The 17636-nt window shown below is 35.5% G+C and carries 15 protein-coding genes and 1 riboswitch; of the genes, 3 read left to right on the forward strand and 12 right to left on the reverse strand.

Annotation, left to right across the window (positions count from 1 at the left end; translation table 11 throughout):
- Nucleotides 1-39 precede the first annotated feature (39 nt).
- The 9 genes from BN3326_RS09645 to BN3326_RS09685 all read right to left on the reverse strand — a co-directional run bounded on the left by BN3326_RS09645 (nt 40) and on the right by BN3326_RS09685 (nt 10793).
- Entirely contained in the window at nt 40-735 is a 696-nt protein-coding gene (locus BN3326_RS09645; protein WP_069998983.1) for a response regulator, read from the reverse strand.
- On the reverse strand, nt 735-2132 hold the full coding sequence (locus tag BN3326_RS09650) for a sensor histidine kinase (RefSeq protein ID WP_069998984.1): 1398 nt from the start codon (nt 2130-2132) through the stop codon (nt 735-737). Before BN3326_RS09650 ends, BN3326_RS09645 begins: the two co-directional genes overlap by 1 nt.
- 33 nt (nt 2133-2165) lie before the next feature.
- On the reverse strand, nt 2166-2819 hold the full coding sequence (locus BN3326_RS09655; RefSeq protein ID WP_069998985.1) for a potassium channel family protein: 654 nt from the start codon (nt 2817-2819) through the stop codon (nt 2166-2168).
- 10 nt (nt 2820-2829) lie between these two features.
- On the reverse strand, nt 2830-4164 hold the full coding sequence (locus tag BN3326_RS09660) for a TrkH family potassium uptake protein (RefSeq protein WP_083258664.1): 1335 nt from the start codon (nt 4162-4164) through the stop codon (nt 2830-2832).
- 10 nt (nt 4165-4174) lie between these two features.
- Nucleotides 4175-4639, reverse strand: coding sequence for a potassium channel family protein (locus tag BN3326_RS09665; RefSeq protein WP_069998987.1), 465 nt, complete (start codon nt 4637-4639; stop codon nt 4175-4177).
- 201 nt (nt 4640-4840) lie between these two features.
- Nucleotides 4841-6190, reverse strand: a complete 1350-nt coding sequence (locus tag BN3326_RS09670) for an MATE family efflux transporter (RefSeq protein ID WP_242875979.1) — start codon at nt 6188-6190, stop codon at nt 4841-4843.
- A gap of 34 nt (nt 6191-6224) precedes the next feature.
- On the reverse strand, nt 6225-6665 hold the full coding sequence (locus BN3326_RS09675; protein ID WP_069998988.1) for a MarR family winged helix-turn-helix transcriptional regulator: 441 nt from the start codon (nt 6663-6665) through the stop codon (nt 6225-6227).
- Nucleotides 6666-6918: 253 nt separating this feature from the next.
- Nucleotides 6919-7827: a stalk domain-containing protein gene (locus BN3326_RS09680; RefSeq protein WP_069998989.1), complete on the reverse strand. Its 909-nt coding sequence runs from the start codon at nt 7825-7827 to the stop codon at nt 6919-6921.
- Nucleotides 7828-7877: 50 nt separating this feature from the next.
- Nucleotides 7878-10793, reverse strand: coding sequence for an EAL domain-containing protein (locus tag BN3326_RS09685; protein WP_069998990.1), 2916 nt, complete (start codon nt 10791-10793; stop codon nt 7878-7880).
- A gap of 114 nt (nt 10794-10907) precedes the next feature.
- Nucleotides 10908-10992, reverse strand: a riboswitch (cyclic di-GMP riboswitch).
- Between the two features lie 221 nt (nt 10993-11213).
- Here BN3326_RS09685 and BN3326_RS09690 point away from each other — a divergent pair.
- The 3 genes from BN3326_RS09690 to BN3326_RS09700 all read left to right on the forward strand — a co-directional run bounded on the left by BN3326_RS09690 (nt 11214) and on the right by BN3326_RS09700 (nt 13787).
- Nucleotides 11214-12233, forward strand: coding sequence for an SDR family oxidoreductase (locus tag BN3326_RS09690; protein WP_069998991.1), 1020 nt, complete (start codon nt 11214-11216; stop codon nt 12231-12233).
- A gap of 59 nt (nt 12234-12292) precedes the next feature.
- Nucleotides 12293-13264 (forward strand): helix-turn-helix transcriptional regulator, encoded by a 972-nt coding sequence (locus tag BN3326_RS09695; protein WP_069998992.1) that lies wholly within the window; start codon nt 12293-12295, stop codon nt 13262-13264.
- A gap of 73 nt (nt 13265-13337) precedes the next feature.
- Complete coding sequence (locus BN3326_RS09700) at nt 13338-13787, forward strand: GyrI-like domain-containing protein (RefSeq protein ID WP_069998993.1); 450 nt, start codon at nt 13338-13340, stop codon at nt 13785-13787.
- Between the two features lie 159 nt (nt 13788-13946).
- On the opposite strand, the gene BN3326_RS09705 is transcribed toward BN3326_RS09700, so the two are convergent.
- The 3 genes from BN3326_RS09705 to BN3326_RS09715 form a co-directional block, all read right to left on the reverse strand.
- The gene (locus BN3326_RS09705) at nt 13947-15521 is read right to left on the reverse strand and encodes a sensor histidine kinase (RefSeq protein WP_069998994.1); all 1575 of its coding nucleotides are present in this window, start codon (nt 15519-15521) and stop codon (nt 13947-13949) included.
- A 160-nt stretch (nt 15522-15681) separates the two neighbouring features.
- Nucleotides 15682-16587 (reverse strand): carbohydrate ABC transporter permease, encoded by a 906-nt coding sequence (locus tag BN3326_RS09710; protein ID WP_069998995.1) that lies wholly within the window; start codon nt 16585-16587, stop codon nt 15682-15684.
- 16 nt (nt 16588-16603) lie between these two features.
- Nucleotides 16604-17479, reverse strand: coding sequence for a carbohydrate ABC transporter permease (locus tag BN3326_RS09715; protein WP_330389682.1), 876 nt, complete (start codon nt 17477-17479; stop codon nt 16604-16606).
- Between the last annotated feature and the right edge of the window lie 157 nt (nt 17480-17636).

Raw genomic sequence — 17636 nt, forward strand, 5'->3', positions numbered from 1 at the left:
CAATTCTTATTATGCAATAAGTGATCAGATGGGATATTTTTATTTCTCTACGAAGCGATACCCAACTCCAACTTGGGTACGGATAAATCGATGACTTGTCGTATCACGTTCAATTTTACGGCGCAGGCTGGCCATAAATACACGAAGACTTTTGGCATCGTTTGATTCGCTATATCCCCAAATCTGATTGAGAATATAGTTGTGCGTAAGCACTTTTCCTCTATTGTTAATTAACAGCCTAAGAAGCTTATATTCCATAGGTGTTAAGTGCACTTCTTCACCATCAACAAACACAAGTCCTTTTGTATAATCCACCGTCAAATAGTCACAGATAAAGGTTTCTATATTGGTCGGGTTCGCTATACTACTCAGCTTGCGTTGTGAAACTCTTATCCTGGCAAGCAGTTCACCCATATGAAAAGGCTTTGTCATATAGTCATCAGCTCCTAGATCAAGAGCCCTGATCTTCTCACTTTCTTCTTCCCGTGCTGAAACAACAATAATAGGAGCATTACTTTTTTCTCTAATCTGTTTAATGACCTCCATACCATCCATATCCGGCAAGCCTAGGTCTAACAGGATAATATCGGGTTTATTTACATAAAACAACGAAATAGCTTCTTTTCCAGTAACTGCCTCAACAGTTTTATAGCCTTCGTCCTTTAAGTACATGGTTGTTAAAGACATAATGTATTTATCATCCTCGACGATTAATACTGTGATATTTTCTTCCATCATTCTACCTCCGTATAGGGCAGTGTAAATGTAAATAGCGCACCTCCAAGATGTGATGTCCCAGTGGTAATACTACCTCCGTGCGCTTTAACAACAGCTTTGCAGATTGCAAGTCCCAGACCAATGCCTTTTTTTCCATCAGCTCCAGTTTTCCCGCTAGTCACAAAGGCGTCAAACAGTTTTGAAGTATCACTCCCGGTTCCCATTCCGCCATCAGCAACATTAAATTCCACATAGAGCTCCTTTTGACTTACTATCAGTTCAATAGGACAGTTTCTTGAGGTATGCTTAACCGCATTATCTAGCAGATTGACTAAGACTTGGACAATCATTTTACCGTCCATAGGCACTGCGACTACCTCTTTAGGCAGAGTGATCTTAAAAGGTCTTTTGCCTAGTCCTACAATATGGGTAACTGCCTCACTGACAACATCATCAATGACTTCAATTTGTTTATTAACCTCTAACTTATCATTATCAATTCTAGTCATATTTAGTATATTTTCTACCAAAGTTGTCAGCCACTCTGCTTGCTCGTTGATATCTCTTGCTAAACGCTCGATACTTTCGCCATCCAAACTCCGAGCGCGCTGAACAATATAACTGCTTGCACCGGCAATACCGGCAAGCGGAGTACGTAAATCGTGACCAATACTTCGCAAAAGATTACTTTTTAAATGTTCTCGTTCCATTGCGATTCGGGTATTTTCTCGTTCATTATAGATATACTCACGGTCTAAGGCAATTCCCATTTGTGCAGCTACAGCATTGACAAGCCACGCCTGCTCCATATTCAGATCTTCATTTTTAACATATAATCTCAGTGTTCCAATTCTTTTAGCAATTCCCGTTATGGGAAGCTCTGTAATCCTTTTGTCTTCCTGAGAGACAAAAGAATCATGCGGGTAGATCCGGCTGCTTTCAGCTAGTTCAACTACACTGTCATAGCCTATGTGTTCTTTGATATATCTGATCCCGTGGTGAATGATATTGTCTTCACTCGTTACATTTAAAAAGCCGTGAGCTATCTCATGCAGCAGCTTTGCCGTTTGCTCATTTCTTTTGGAAATAAGCAGTTGTCGCCAAAATCTTGCTGTCAAACTTGAAGATATCATCGATGCTATAAGAAAAAACAACATCAGAGCCATATCGTTTACACTATTAATAATAAAGGTGTGCAACGGCTCTGTGAAAAAGTAGTTGAATATAATTACACTAACGCAAGCTGCCATAAGCCCTAACCAATAGCCTTTTGTAAAAGCAGTGATTGACAAGACTCCGATCATAAAAATCATAAGAATATTTTCTTTGCCCAAGCCTAATTGCTTAAGAACGATGGAACTAAAAGTTGTAGCGAGTAGTATTAATACTAGGCTTAAATAATCTTTTTTCTTCATCTTGTCACCTCCCTAGGATATTTTACTATACTTTTAACTCAGTTTCTTTAAAATCTTTTCAATATCACTTTGGTGTCCCATAACCATAAGATGTTCATGTGCCTTAAAGATATGATCTGCCGATGGCAGCGGCTGAATCTTGTCACCCACTTTGGTTGCGAGAATACTAATATGATACCTTACTCTAAAATTAACTTCTTTGATACTTTTTCCAATCCAACTCTCTACTGGTGGTATTTCATAGATACCCACATCTTTTGTGAGCTCAAAATAATCAAATATATTATTTGCACTATAACGTGTTGCCAGTTTTTCAGCTAAATAACGCTGCGGATCTGCAACCTCATCAGCGCCATTTTTCAGTAAAAATTTAACATGAATATCACGACTGGCTTTACTGATAACGTACTTTGCACCTAATTCCTTAAGTAAGCTTGTAATCTCTAAGCTACTTTGAAAACTGCTTCCTATACACACAAAACATAAATCAAAATTACTGATACCCAATGAACGCAGAACTTCTTCCTTCGTACAATCACCTATCTGTGCACTTGTCGCAATGGGTAACAACTCAACGAGATTTTCTTCATCTTTATCAACTATCATAACCTCATTTCCAAGTTCAATCAACTTACGACTAAGATGTCTTCCAAACCTGCCAATTCCTATTACTAAAATGGATTTCATATTAATACTCCTATCCTATATTTATTTTTTCTGTCGGACTTTGAACAAATGACGGTGTTCTATGTTCAGTAAATAGCAGTGCAAATGAAAGACTGCCCACTCTTCCGCAATACATTAATAAAATGATAATGACTTGTGCAAAAGTATTTAAGGTGCCTGTAATGCCAGTTGAAAGGCCAACAGTACCAATTGCAGATACTACCTCAAATAGTACATCACCAAGAGAAAAAGACGCATTAGTTGCAATAATTAGAAATGTAGCACTGAGTGTAAGAATGAGATTGACGCTTACCACCGCTGATGCTCTCTTTAGTGCATTATCTTCCAATCTTCGTCCAAATATATTATCACTCTTTGTATGACGAAGACTTGACCATAGTGAAATTAAAATAACTGCGAAAGTAGTCGTCTTAATCCCCCCTGCAGTAGATCCAGGGCTTCCGCCGATGAACATTAATATCATGGTCAAAAGCTTGGTTGCCGGAGTAAGTGCTGCCGTATCCACAGTATTAAAGCCTGCTGTTCTTGGGGTCACAGCCCCAAAAAGAGATACTATCAATTTCTCATCCATCGGCATTTCTGCAAGAATATTAGACCTTTCAAAAATATAAAAGCTTATTGTCCCTGCCACTATAAGCATTAACGTCATTGCTAAAACAATCTTCGTATGTAATTGATACCTTTTAAAGTGATGTTTGTTTTTCGTTATATCTTCCCACACGAAGAATCCAATTCCCCCAGAAATAATTAACATAATAATCGTTAAGTTCACAATGATATCATCTGAAAAATGTGTAAGAGATGAATATTTTTCTGTTTTACCCATCAAATCGAATCCAGCGTTGCAAAATGCAGAAACTGAATGAAAAATACCTTTATAGATCCCTTCTATAAGTCCCATCTTTGGTATAAATCTTATTGATAATAGTATGGCTCCAAAGCCCTCAAATAATAAAGTGCCAATCAATATTTTTCTAACTAAACGTACAATCCCCCCAATATACAGAGTATTCATACTTTCCCGTAACAACCCTCTTTCTCTAAGCCCTATTTTTCTTTTTAGGAAAAAAGAGAACATTGTAATAATTGTCATAAAGCCCAAACCACCTACTTGTATCAGAAATAAGATAACCATCTGTCCAAATAGCGACCACTGAGTATATGTATCAAAAACAACGAGGCCGGTTACACAGGCCGCTGAGGTAGATGTAAAGAGCGCATCAATAAATCCAACAGAGACATTACTCCGGCTTGCTATCGGTAAACATAATAGCAATGCACCCAGCATAATAATAAGAAAATAACCTAGGGCAATCATTTGAGGATAATTTAATACTTTTAGCATTCTTATGTACTTATTCACCATGCACCTCTGACTCTTGTAGTATAATTTGATAAAGTATCTGTGCTGTTATGTGTTCACCTAAAAGATATCTGATTTTTTCGCTTCGAAATATGTTCTCATTTCTTTGGTCATTGCAAAGACTGATCATTTTTTCTATGTTAAACAATTTTTTTCCTGCTTTGCATAACACTATATTATCAACATCACTTTCTGATAATGCAAATATATACTGAAAACTCTTTTCCTTCTCCAGCAAAAACGGTTCTGCTAAAACTAAAACAGAAATTCCGTTTTTCTCCAAAAGCTCGGTCATTTGTTTTGCGAGGTCAGTTTCTCCTAATACAATCGCAAAGGGACATATTTTATCATCCTCCGTTACAAATCCACCTTTTTCTAAAAACTTATCCAGCTTTATCATAAGATACCCCACACCAATAACGGGAATCAGCAAGCTAACAATTAGCAGTATAGACATATTTTCACCTACCTTAAAATTTTCGTATGCTACTATTCTACTCTTTTCGACGTTAAGATTGTGTTAATGTTTCCTGGACTGATATAAATAAAGTATAAAGATTAAGTATAAAAAAGCCTCCCTAGCTCAACAAAGTCTGGGAGACATAAAAATACTTCACTATTAGATTTCTAAGTTTTCTATTTCATCGTGCATAGCAAATTACTGTACTTGAGTGTCCAGAATCCTCATTTCCTTCTTTAGGAGTACTACTGTATAGATTGTAGACAAAAAGTCTGCTATTGGAAATGAAATCCATATTCCTAATAATCCTAGTCCATAAATTCTTGGTAGAATAAGGACAAGAGGAATAAAAAAGATAACTTGTCTTGAGAGTGTTAATAATAATGAAGGCATGGCTTTCCCAAGAGATTGAAATAAAGAAGCCCCTATAACTTGCACCCCTATAACAGGTACCATAGCAATAACTATCCGCAGTGCATAAGTACCATTTTCAATGAGTTCTGGGTCATTATCAAACATCCCTATAATAAAGCCAGGAAAGACCTGCCCAATCAAAGTACTAAATACTGCAAATACGGTTGTAGCAATAATGGATAACTTCAATACTTCTTTTACCCTGTCTATGCGCTTAGCCCCATAATTATAACCTGCAATAGGCTGCATCCCTTGGACAATCCCAAACAGCGGCATGAATAAGAACATAATGATACGATTGACAACGCCGTATACAGATATCGCTAGATCCCCGCCGTAAAAGGCAAGAGAGTTGTTGAGTATGATCGCTATAATACTGCCTGCAGCCTGTCTGGCAAAAGAAGGAAAGCCAACTGCCATAGTTTCTCTAAGAATTGTCCAATCTGGTTTTAAATGATGTAATTTTACTTTTAGAGTACTTTTCCCGCCATAAAGATAAAACAATATATAGATAACAGAAGCTAATTGGGATAAGATGGTAGCCAAAGCAGCTCCACGAATCCCCATATTTAATGGGAAAATAAATATATAATCCAATATAATATTTAAAATAGTACCCACTAACATCGAAAACATAGCTGCTTTTGCATTGCCTTCTGCACGAATAAGATTATTAGTAGACATTGCAAAGGGAAAGTAAATGCTTCCGATTAAAATAACTTGTAAATATTCTTTTGCATAAGGCAGTAATACATCAGTAGCCCCAAAAAGTCTTAATAAAGGATCTATAAAAATAAGTCCTAAAACACATATAAGTATACCAAGTATACCCACTGCTAAAAATGAATTGCCTGCTACATGATCAGCTTTCTCAATATCTTTAGCTCCTAAGTCCCTTGAAATAATAGAAGCTGCACCAATCCCTATCATCTGCGCAATAGCCATAACCATCATCTGTACAGGAAATGCAATCGTCAGTCCACCTATAGCAAGATAGCCAATCCCTCTTCCGATAAAAATAGTATCTACGATATTATACAATGCATTAACCAGCATCCCTATTGTAGCTGGTAATGATAAATTGATAAGTAGCTTGGTCATCTTTTCATTTTCAAGCCTATCATTTCTCTCCACCTGATCGCCCCCTTTATTTCTAAATATAACTTCATCAATTTTCTTTCATATAAGCCATTGTGCTGTTAACCATTTTTTCCATAATTCTATAAAGCATCGCTCTCTCTTCTTCACTTAAATCAGATACTAAAATATCTGTCCATGAAGCCAGCATCTTATGAAGCACAGGCTGTATTTCTCTTGCCTTATCTGTAATAAATATATTATATGCTCTTCGATCCTCAGGATTTTTTCTCCGCATCACGTAGCCAGCTTTCTCTAGTTTGTCGATAGCTCTTGCTGTAGTTCCCTTATCTATCATAAGCTTTTGTGATAATTCTTCCTGACTGATTCCATCACGTTCATATAAAATAAACAGAAAAATGTATTGGCCGCTGCCTATATTATAAGCCTTCATTTGACTTGATATATAGGATTGCGCGCGACGATAAAGAATAGATATGTATCTTCCTACGGATTTATCACACCCGTTCATTAAATCACCTCCACACAAAATAGTTGCATCCACAACTATGAGTATTATACAATAAAAATAGTTGTGGATGCAACTATTTTTATTTGGCAACATAATCCTACTATCAGCTATTATATTGCGCGTCTACTAAGGGGATATAAAAGGTGGCATCCCACTAACTTGGGATACCACCTTTTATATTCATATCAATATTATATTGGAGATTATCGTAAATAATGAAGCCTATAGCCCCTAATCACTAGGGGTAACATCATCAATCTTCCACTTGAAGTTGTTTTCCAAACCTCTTAGTCAGATCCTCAACTGTCCGTTTACTCTCTTCATCATTTTGCTGTTGTTTCGTAAAATCTCCCTGAATTTTTTCTATACTTCCTTTATGAAATCTAACTACGACATTTGGGTAGGTCAAGGCCTGGGTAACGAAGTCATTTTTCTCTGGGGCTGCTAATACAGCATGAACATAGCCTGTTCCTTGTATGACTTCAGTTATACTGTCTATTATCAGCCTATAACCACCAGTTGGCTGCTCTCCAGCCGCTGCGAGTACATACTTCCAATTACCCGCATCTAAAGCGTAAATACCTTCTGTCTTAAAATTATCTTGATGCCATTTTTTTAAAACTTCATTTTCTTGAACTATTTCCGGATCCACTATCTCAAAGTATACTCTTCTTTCAACACCTATCATATCCCCCTCGCTGCTAGATTTAATAATCATTGCGTGTAAGGATTGATTCCAGTCTACTTTGGCTCCTAAAGCTTCTGCAACAAAACGGCCAGGAATAAAAGTTCTTCCCTCCACAATTTTTGCCGGCACCTCGAGCTTTAAAGTCTCCGCTGTTGATGTACCTCCAACACGTCTTATTACCGTTGCAGTATTTTTATTAACAAATAACTCAATATGAATTGCCTCTTTATGAATTGCAACACTCCCCCTCTCTTGCTGCCACTCAACTTTGGCTCCTAAGTTTTCCATAACCCCTCTTAAAGGGATCAATATATTATTATTTTCAATAAACGGTTCTGCATCTATTAACAGCCACCGCCCATTAACTTGAATACCAATGCCCGTATTACTTGGTGCAGCCCATACTGTACCTGATAAAATAAAGATGCAGCACATACCTATTGCAGCACTTTTTCTTAAGTTTAATCTAATCATGATACATTCCTCCTCATTAACCATTCGGATTATTCTATTACATTAAATACCTATCTAATGATTTGAAGTTGATTTAATATCCTTGTTAAGATCGTTCTCTCTTTTTCATCAAAAATAAATTCTAGGCCATATTCATATAAATTTCCATTTACCTCATTCGCCCACACAGGACAGCCATAGAGTTTGATTTCTTTACCTAGGAGCTGTGTTGTAAATTGAAGCACCATATCTCTTTTAACAGGAAATCTTATGTTAGAAATAAAACACAAGCCTCCCGGCCCTATATTTTTAACTAATACTTTGGTATTACCTACCCTTGTTTTTTTTCCTTGAATCTCTAAAATTGTCATATCAGACTGTAATAGCTCAGTAAACTGAATCCTAAAGAACTTGCGTCTTTCTTCATGGGATAAGCCTCGCCTATTCCTGTCACTAGTAGGTCCACACTTCTTCACAGCTAACAGCATCTCAAAATCATTCTGAGAGATCGGTTTGCTAAATAAATAACCCTGTCCCAAATAACAATTCAATTTTCGCAAGTAATCAAGCTGTTCCCATGTCTCAATACCTTCTGCAACTAATTTGATTTTAAGTTCCTTCGCTAAGTTAATCATAGATTTTACAATGATAGTAGTCGTTTCATTTAAAGGAATATCCTTAGTAAATATGCGATCTATTTTCAAAATATCCACCTTAAATCTATTTAAATATTCTAAAGATGCAAAACCTGTTCCAAAATCATCAAGAGCTACCTGTATGCCCAACGCTTGTAATTTCTTGATATTATGAATCACTTGCTCAAAATTGCTATTAAGAACATTCTCTAAAATTTCTACTATTATAAAGCTTGGATCTAATTTAAATTCATCGATTATGACTTTAATATGCTCTACAAAATCTTTTTCATAAAATTGGACACTGGAATAATTAATGGCTATTTTTATAGCTGGAAAACCTCCACTTATCCAGCTTTTATAAGTACGACATACCTCTCTTAATATCCATTTGCCTATATCAACAATAAACCCTGCCTCTTCTGCTATAGCAATAAACTCATCGGATGACACAATCCCCCAAGTTGGATGTTCCCAACGAATCAATGCTTCTGCTGAGGTAATTTCACTTGTTTGCAAGTTAACTTGGGGCTGATAATACACTCTTAGCTGGTTCTTTTGTATCGCTTTACACAAATCATTTCTCAGGGTAAAGTCTTTGTAGTTTTGTATATCCATATCATGAGAATAGAAAGTATACCTATTCTTGCCCTGTTCTTTTGCACGAAGCAGTGCAATGTTGGCATATTTTATAAGCGAATCAGTATCTTGTTCATCATAAATATACGTACTTATACCTACACTCATCGTAACATTTAGTTCATACGTATCTATCTCAAAAGAATGGGAAAATAACTGAATAATGTTTTTAGCAACATTCTCATATGCTGCTATACTCTCTAAATTTGATACAATAACAGCAAACTGATCCCCCGAGTAACGTGCAATAAATGCCTGTTCACCTAAAAAAGCTTTTAACCGCTCTGTTATTTGAACAATTAACTTATCTGCAAGCTGATAACCTACTGCATCATTAATGTATTTGAAACCATCAATATCTAACATCATGATTACAAATGTATAGAAGTTTTTCTTGGCATCCTCACATAAATATTGAATATGTTTTTTAAAATAAGAACGATTAGGGAGGTTTGTTAATTCATCATGGGTTGCAATATGCACCATCTTTTTTTCCATGTTTATTTTTTCTGTAATGTCCTGAACTGTACCATAAACATAAATTAACCTGCCATCCGTATCTCGTATCGCCTCAATTAAATTGTGTAAATTCCTTACGTCACCATCAGGTTTAATAATCCGAAATGCCATACTCGAGAAATATTCCTGTGAGGGGTTCTTTAAACTTTCTTCTAAATTACTTTGTATCATACCTCTGTCGTCTGGATGAATAAAGTTCAGGGCCCCTTCAAAAGTTCCGTCAAATTGCCCGGGCGTTATACCATAAATATGATAGGTTTCATCAGACCAATAGATCTTACCACGAACCACGTCCATTTCCCAGCTGCCCATTTGTGCTAGATGCTGTGCTCTTGCAAGGCTTTTATAACTTTTTTCCAGTTTTTCTTCTAACTGTTTCTTTTCTGTTATATCCTGTAACGTTCCTACAATACTTATAACTTGATCCCCTTCGCCAAATAGAGGTTCCCCCCTAGAAATAACAATTTTTTCTGGTCCATCAGACTGCGGAATACGGTACTCAATTTCATAACTTTTTCCATTTAGACAATCCTTTACTGCATTTTCTACTTTTACTTGATCTTTAGGGTGAATCAATTTGAGAATACTATCATAGTCTTTTTTAAATGCTAATGGTTGAATATTATAGATTCGATACAGCTCCTCTGACCAATAAATCTGATCCTCTATCACATCATATTTCCAACTTCCAACCCCGGCTACTTTTTGTGCTTGATTCAGATTATCCCCAAATGTCTTTAACTCATTCTCTATCAGTTTCTGTTTTGTAATATCCTGTATAATACCAATCATCTTAATGGGGGTATTCTGTTCATCACATAATACTTTCGTTTTTTCATGCACATACTTTTCTATTCCACCCGGCGTCACAATACGATATTCTATATCATATTCTTTGCCTGTTAAAGCACCCTCTGCTGCTTGTTTTACCCTCTGCAGATCATCCCCTTGTATATATAAATAAAAACTCTCAAGTTTACCATCAAAATCTTGGGGCGTACACCCCATAATATCATAAACCTCATCTGTGAAAAAAATCTCATCCTTTTGCAGATCATGGGTCCAGCTTCCAATGTGACAAAGCTGCTGTCCATAAATAACATTCTCTTTTAGCTGGTTAAATTTTGTTTTTACTTCCTGTTTTTCTGTATCATCTAAAAGAACTTTTAATATATCTTTTTTCCACATAGCCATATCGCCCTCTCCTTTAGATGTATTTTATAGCCAGAGTATCCTAAAAAGCAAAAAAGCTGTAGCCTGCAAATAGCCACAACTTTAAATATTAGTAAGTACAACTAATATTACACACTTTGCAACTCAACCATCATAGTTCTTCCACCTTAGACTTGTAGCTTTGCGTCCCTACCTTTCGATAAGTTTGCCTATTTTATCATCATATATTATAAATATTATAATACTTTTATAGTAAATTACAATAACTAAATAACTAAAGTGCCAGTACCTCATTAAAACTAATAGAAAACACTTGACTTAGCCTATACTATAGGGTTTATAGTAAGCTTAATACTGGTTTAAAATTTAAATATATTTAACTTTTATGGTAACTGTGGTATAAGTTAAAATACTCTTATACAAATGAAAGGATGATAATCAATGAAAGCATTATTAATCGGCGGAACAGGCACAATAAGCCTTGCAATTTCTAAATTATTAATTGAACTCGGCTGGGAACTCTACTTACTTAATCGTGCCAATCATTCAGAAGAAATCAAAAATGATAAGGTTAAATTTGTTACTTGTGATATCAATGATGAAGAAAAGGCAGCACAGCTACTTGAGGGACTTGATTTTGATGTTGTAGCAGATTTTATTGCATTTTTGCCTGAGCAATTAGAAAGAGATTATCGCTTGTTTCAAAGCAGAACCAAGCAATTTATTTTTATAAGTTCTGCATCTATTTATCAAAAACCACTTTCTGATTATAGAATCACAGAAGGCACGCCTCTTTCTAATCCGTATTGGGAATACTCCAGAAATAAGATCGCTTGTGAGGATTATCTTATGAAAATGTATCGTGAGAGGGGTTTTCCTATTACTATTATCAGACCAAGCCATACCTATGGTAACCGCTCTATCCCCCTTGGTGTTCAAGGGACCAAGGGAAGCTGGCAAGTTGCGCGGCGTATGTTAGAAGGCAAACCTGTAATTATTCATGGTGATGGTACCTCTTTATGGACAATGACACATAATAGTGATTTCGCCAAAGGCTTTGTGGGGTTAATGGGTAATATACATGCCATTGGAGAAGCTGTACAGATTACCTCCGACGAAACATTAACTTGGAATCAAATTTATCAAGTTGTTGCTGATGCTTTAGGGGTAAAGTTAAATGCCGTTCATATTGCTTCCTCCTTTCTAGATGCTTGCAGCGACCAGGATTATCATGGAGGCCTAATAGGTGATAAGGCCAACTCTGTTGTATTTGATAACAGCAAATTAAAACGCCTCGTCCCAGGTTTTACAGCTGTAACACGTTTCGATCAAGGTATCAAACAAACCGTTAAATACATTTTAGAACATCCAAAATACCAAACCTCAGACCCCGCATTCGATAGATGGTGTGACCGAGTCATCTTTACACTGAATAATGCAATCAATGAAATAAATCAATAATATATAATGAATGTGAATAAAGATTATATACGTTGAAGTTAAGATAGGAGTGTGAACTTATGAGACTTCATAGACTTCTAGGTATTATTATGTTGCTCGATTCAAGGGGCATTATGAACGCTGGAAATTTAGCTAAAATACTTGAAACTTCTGAAAGAACTATCTATAGAGATATTGATATATTATGCGAATCAGGCATGCCAATTGTATCTATTTTAGGTCCTAATGGCGGATATACTTTTATGGAGGGCTATAAAATAAATTCAAACGTCTTAGGAAGCGGAGATGTCTTTAACCTTTTACTTTCAAGCATGGGCATCCAGCCAGAGAAGGATACCCATGCAGCATCTCAATTAAAAAATGCCCTTATTAAACTTGAAAATAGCATATCAGAAGAACATAGAGAAGAAATTGCCAAAGCTAAAGAAAGATTTTTTATTGACTCAGACCCTTGGTGGGGCAAAAAAATTGAAAATAAATATTTAGACATTATTCAAAAATCAATACTTCATTTAAAAAAGCTAAAAGTATACTATAAAAAATATAGCGGCGAAGTATCTGAAAGAATTTTAAGGCCTTATGGTGCAGTGGTAAAAAACGCTGAGTGGTATGTGGTCGCTTTTTGTGAGGCCAAAAATGAGATTAGAGTTTTTAAGTGCAGCAGGATAGAACATCTCGAAGTTCTAGATGAGATTTATAGTATGCCTGAACAATTTTCCTTAGAAACTTTTTGGGAAAGCAGCAAAAAAGAGTTTGTAAAACACCCCTCTAGTATACTAAAACAATATGCATATCCTGTAAAAATCAAATGTGTTGAGGAGAAAAATAAGCTTCTTGAAGGCTTTAACGTATGTTCATCTCTTCAATTAGAAAATCAATGGATTTATGATATAGATATGCTAAGTTTTAAAACCGCCTGCAGTGTTATCTTTCCTTTAAGTGATAGGATTGAGGTATTAGAACCCCCAGAACTTAGAGCATATATCTTCCAAAAAGCAAATAAAATCTTAAACCTATATAAAGTGATATAAATCCCTGACATCCTATTGGCAGGGATTATTTGATATAATTGAATTATCAAATAACCGAAGGGAGATATGCATTATGGAAGGAAAAATAGTAAATAGCGAAGGATTTAAGGCTGTAGGCCTCACCTACTTTGGCAATAACACAAACGGGGAAATCCCTAGTCTATGGGAGACCTTTAATAAACGCTACAAAGATATCAAACAAATAAGTAAATCTATGCTGTGTTATGGCATCTGTGATGGTGAAACAGATTCTAAGTGCCAGTTTCACTATACGGCTTGTGCAGAAGTAGATAATTTTCTGGATATCCCAGAAGATATGGTGACCAAAGTTGTTCCAGCCGGTAAATACCTTATGTACACTTATAGTGGTGCTCTAAAAGATTTAGGAACATTTTATCATAATATTTTTACCAATTGGCTGCCCTCTTCAACGTATGAATTAGACCTAAGACCTCAGTTTGAACTATACGATGAAAGATATATGAGTAATGGGGTATTTGATATCTATATTCCAATTAAATAATACTCTATATATAAGAAAAGCAAGGATGCGTTTTATATGCCTCCTTGCTAGTTTAATAACTAAAGGAAAAATACTCATATAACACTTTATAAGTTATGTCTCATTAAATAACAGAAAATACCAACCACCAATTATAAGACTCCACTGATTTCGAGGATCTCACCTAACAGAATAAATATCTGAAAACTCTACGCTGATACGTTCAATATGATCCTGTTTTGTAGTGGTAGTATGGTGTATCTCATTGTCTTCAATGGTTTTGAAAGGCAGATTAATTATAAATTTTGTTCCGACTCCCACCTGGCTTATAAGTGTTATTGTCCCGCCATGCATCTCAACAAGAGCCTTCACAAGACTGAGACCTATGCCGCTCCCCTCGCTTTTTCTTGTTAACATTTCCTCAACTTGATAAAATCTTTCAAAAATCTTCTTTTGTTTATCTTCTGGGATACCGATACCTGTATCCTGCACTTTAATGCATATGCCGTTATCCTTCTTATGGAGATTTACAAATATCACCCCGCCCTTTGGCGTGAATTTAATAGCATTAGAAAGTAAATTCAGTAGAATCCTTTCTATCTTTTCATCATCACAAGCCATTACTTGCTCTTCTACATCTGTATCAAATACTAGCTTTATTCCTTTATTTTCAATGTAATCAGATACCGACAAAGTAATTTCTTCAACAACACTTATTATATTGCAGTTCTTAAGACGCAGTTCAAAAGCCTTGGCATCAATCTTAGAAATATCTATAAGGTTGTTTACAAGCTTTAATAATCTATAACAATTCTGTCTCATAGTCCCTATACTTCGTACAACCTTCAACTGGTTATTACTGTATTCTTCATCACGCGTATAGAGATCCATTAATTGTACAGTCCCCAAAATGACATTAAGCGGTGTTCGAAGTTCATGAGAAATATTAGAAAAAAATTCTGTTTTCATCTTATCATGCTCCAACAGCTTTTCCATCATTTGCTTACTCTCAAATATACTTTCTTTCAGTTTACATGCTTCTTTTTCATCTGTAATATCCGTCATCACGCCAACTATGCCGCTTGGCACTTCATTACCATCAGTAAAAACAGCCTTATTAAAGATAATGCTTCTTGAACTGCCATCAGGAAACTTAACAATGTCTTCATAGGTCTGAGTGCCCTGTGCCCTCAGAACCTCTAAGTCCATCTTCTCATACCTACTCGCAAGTTGTGGTTCTGCTATATGATAAACTGTTTTTCCTATGGCTTCATCACTCTTTACGCCTACAGCATCTTTAAAAGCGCGATTATACGCTATGTATTTAAGATCCACATCCTTAAAAAAAATAGGGCTTGGTATTGTATCCATCAGTCCTTTAAATAGTATCATTTCTTTCTTTAATTCCTCTTCTGCTTTTTTTCTTTTTTCTATCTCATTTTCAAGTTCACGATTTTTATTCTCAATCGTTTGTGCAAAATTTCCAAAATAAAATGCAAAAATATAATATGACGCAGCCACCAAAAATGCATTTATTATTGCTTTTTTATAACCTATATCTCTATTTAAAAAAAGGATAATAAAACCTAAGATTCCACACAATGCAGCATTAATCATATCACCTTTTAAACTCATTTTTGAACTGCAGATCATTATAAAAACAATCCCTGAAATCACTTTAACTGATACAGGAACAAAAGGTACCAAATATAAAATTATTATGAGTGTATAAAAGAAAAAACAAGATCTTTGCATTCTATTGCCCCTTTATATAATTCATTTTATTTCATATTATCATAATATATATATTTTTCATACAATTTTTGTTGGCGACTTTTGGCGACATGACAAAAAGCGAGGCAGTTTTTGTTTTTCAAAAGCTGCTTCGCCTCTTTTTTCTTCAATCTTACATGCATTAACCTTTTAATGCCCCTGTTGTAAAGCTCTTTTGAACTTGCTTACTCATGGAAATATAGATTAAAACGGTTGGAATGGTAGCTATAACCAACCCTGCCCCTAGTTCTCCCCATCGCGTTGCATATTGTCCAACCATTCCCATAATGCCTACTGTAAGTGTCTTGTACTCCTGCTTACTGACAAAGGTTGTTGCAAACATCAGCTCATTCCAACAGGATAAATAGGTGAAGATTGAAATGGTTGCTACTGCAGGTTTGATAAGTGGCAGCATAATCTTCGCAAAGATCTGATAAATGTTTGCACCATCCAAACAAGCCGATTCTTCAAGTTCTCTTGGCAGGGTACCAAAAAACCCGACTAACACAAAGATTGCCATGGGTAGTGAAAACCCTATATAGGGAAGAATAAGTGCAACATAGGTATTATACAACTGTGTTTTTTTAAGAAAAATAAATAAAGGCAGCAAGGTACTGTGCATAGGAATCATAAGTCCTAACAAAAAGATAATCAGCATGGTGCCACTTAGCTTCCACTTCATCCTAGCTATAGCATAAGAAGCCATGGCCGCTAGTATATTGGTAATAATCACAGAAACTACCGTAACAATAATACTATTAATAAAATACCTTCCTATATTCCCGTCCAAAAAAGCTCTTGCATAGTTTTCAAATAATAACTTCTGAGGCAATGCCAGGGGATTTTTCCCAAATATTTCTGGATTGCTCTTTAGAGAAAACATAATAAGCCATAGTAATGGATAAATCTGTATTGCTGCAATAAGAAGTAGTATAGCTCTTTCCCCATATGTTTTTATATTATTAATGCCATGCTTTTTATTTTTTGAAGCGCCTTGCTTTCTTACTTCATAAAAAGAGGTTTTATTTAACTTCTTTGCCGTCTCCAATTCTAACACCTCCTCTTTAATAAGTTGTCTTTTCTGTCTTAAAAAACTTTTGAATAAAGATTGTAAAAATCAAGCACTCTAGAATAATAAAAATAGACATAGCACTTCCATAGCCATATTTATTTTGCAGAAAGATCTTACTGAACATTAAGGTTGTAGGCACCTCTGTTGCATGGATCGGCCCCCCTTTTGTCAAAACATAAATAAGATCAAAAGTTTTTAAAGAGCCAATAAGTGCAAAGGTCACACAAACTTTGATCATTGGAGCAATAAGAGGAATAGTGATTTTCACAGCCTTTTGAAAGTTGTTCGCACCGTCCACCTCTGCGGCTTCGTAAAGATCCGTCGGGATAGCCTTAATGCCGGAATAAAGCAGCAGCATATGGTAACCAATGTATTGCCATATAATCACAAAGAGTGCACTTCCAAGGGCTGTTTCTGGTGTTGCCAGCCAATTACGTTTTAAAAACTCAAGACCAAGCACTTCGAGTAAAGTGTTAAGCATACCATATTTAGGCTGATAAATTTTCATCCAAAGCTGACCGATAACAGTTGTTGATATGATAACTGGAATAAAATATACTGTCCTAAAAAAGGCTTCACCTTTAATCCCTTTTGAAATAACAATGGCAAGAACTAGTGCTAAAGGTACCTGTACAAATACTGAGAAAAATGCTACTAAAAATGAGTTTTTAACGGCCATCATAAAGCCATCTGTATTATTTACAAATAAATCAATATAGTTTTGAATCCCTATAAAAGTGGATTTGCCAATCCCATTCCATTCTAGCGTACTATAGTAAGCTGAAAAAAAGATAGGCACAATAACAATCATTAAAAATACTAAAAATGCGGGCAATACAAAAAGTACTATCGCTTTTTTATCACTCAAAACTTTATCCACCTAAACACCTGCTTTCTTACAAAGAATCAGTAACCCAAAATGTAGATTACTGATTCTAGGTTTTAAATTGTCTATTTCCTGGCTAGTTCTAAAATTCCTCTACTAATTGTGGGAATACCACCACTTAAATATGTTAGTGTAGTAG

Source organism: Cellulosilyticum sp. I15G10I2 (genome assembly GCF_900095725.1).
Lineage (GTDB): Bacteria > Bacillota > Clostridia > Lachnospirales > Cellulosilyticaceae > FMMP01.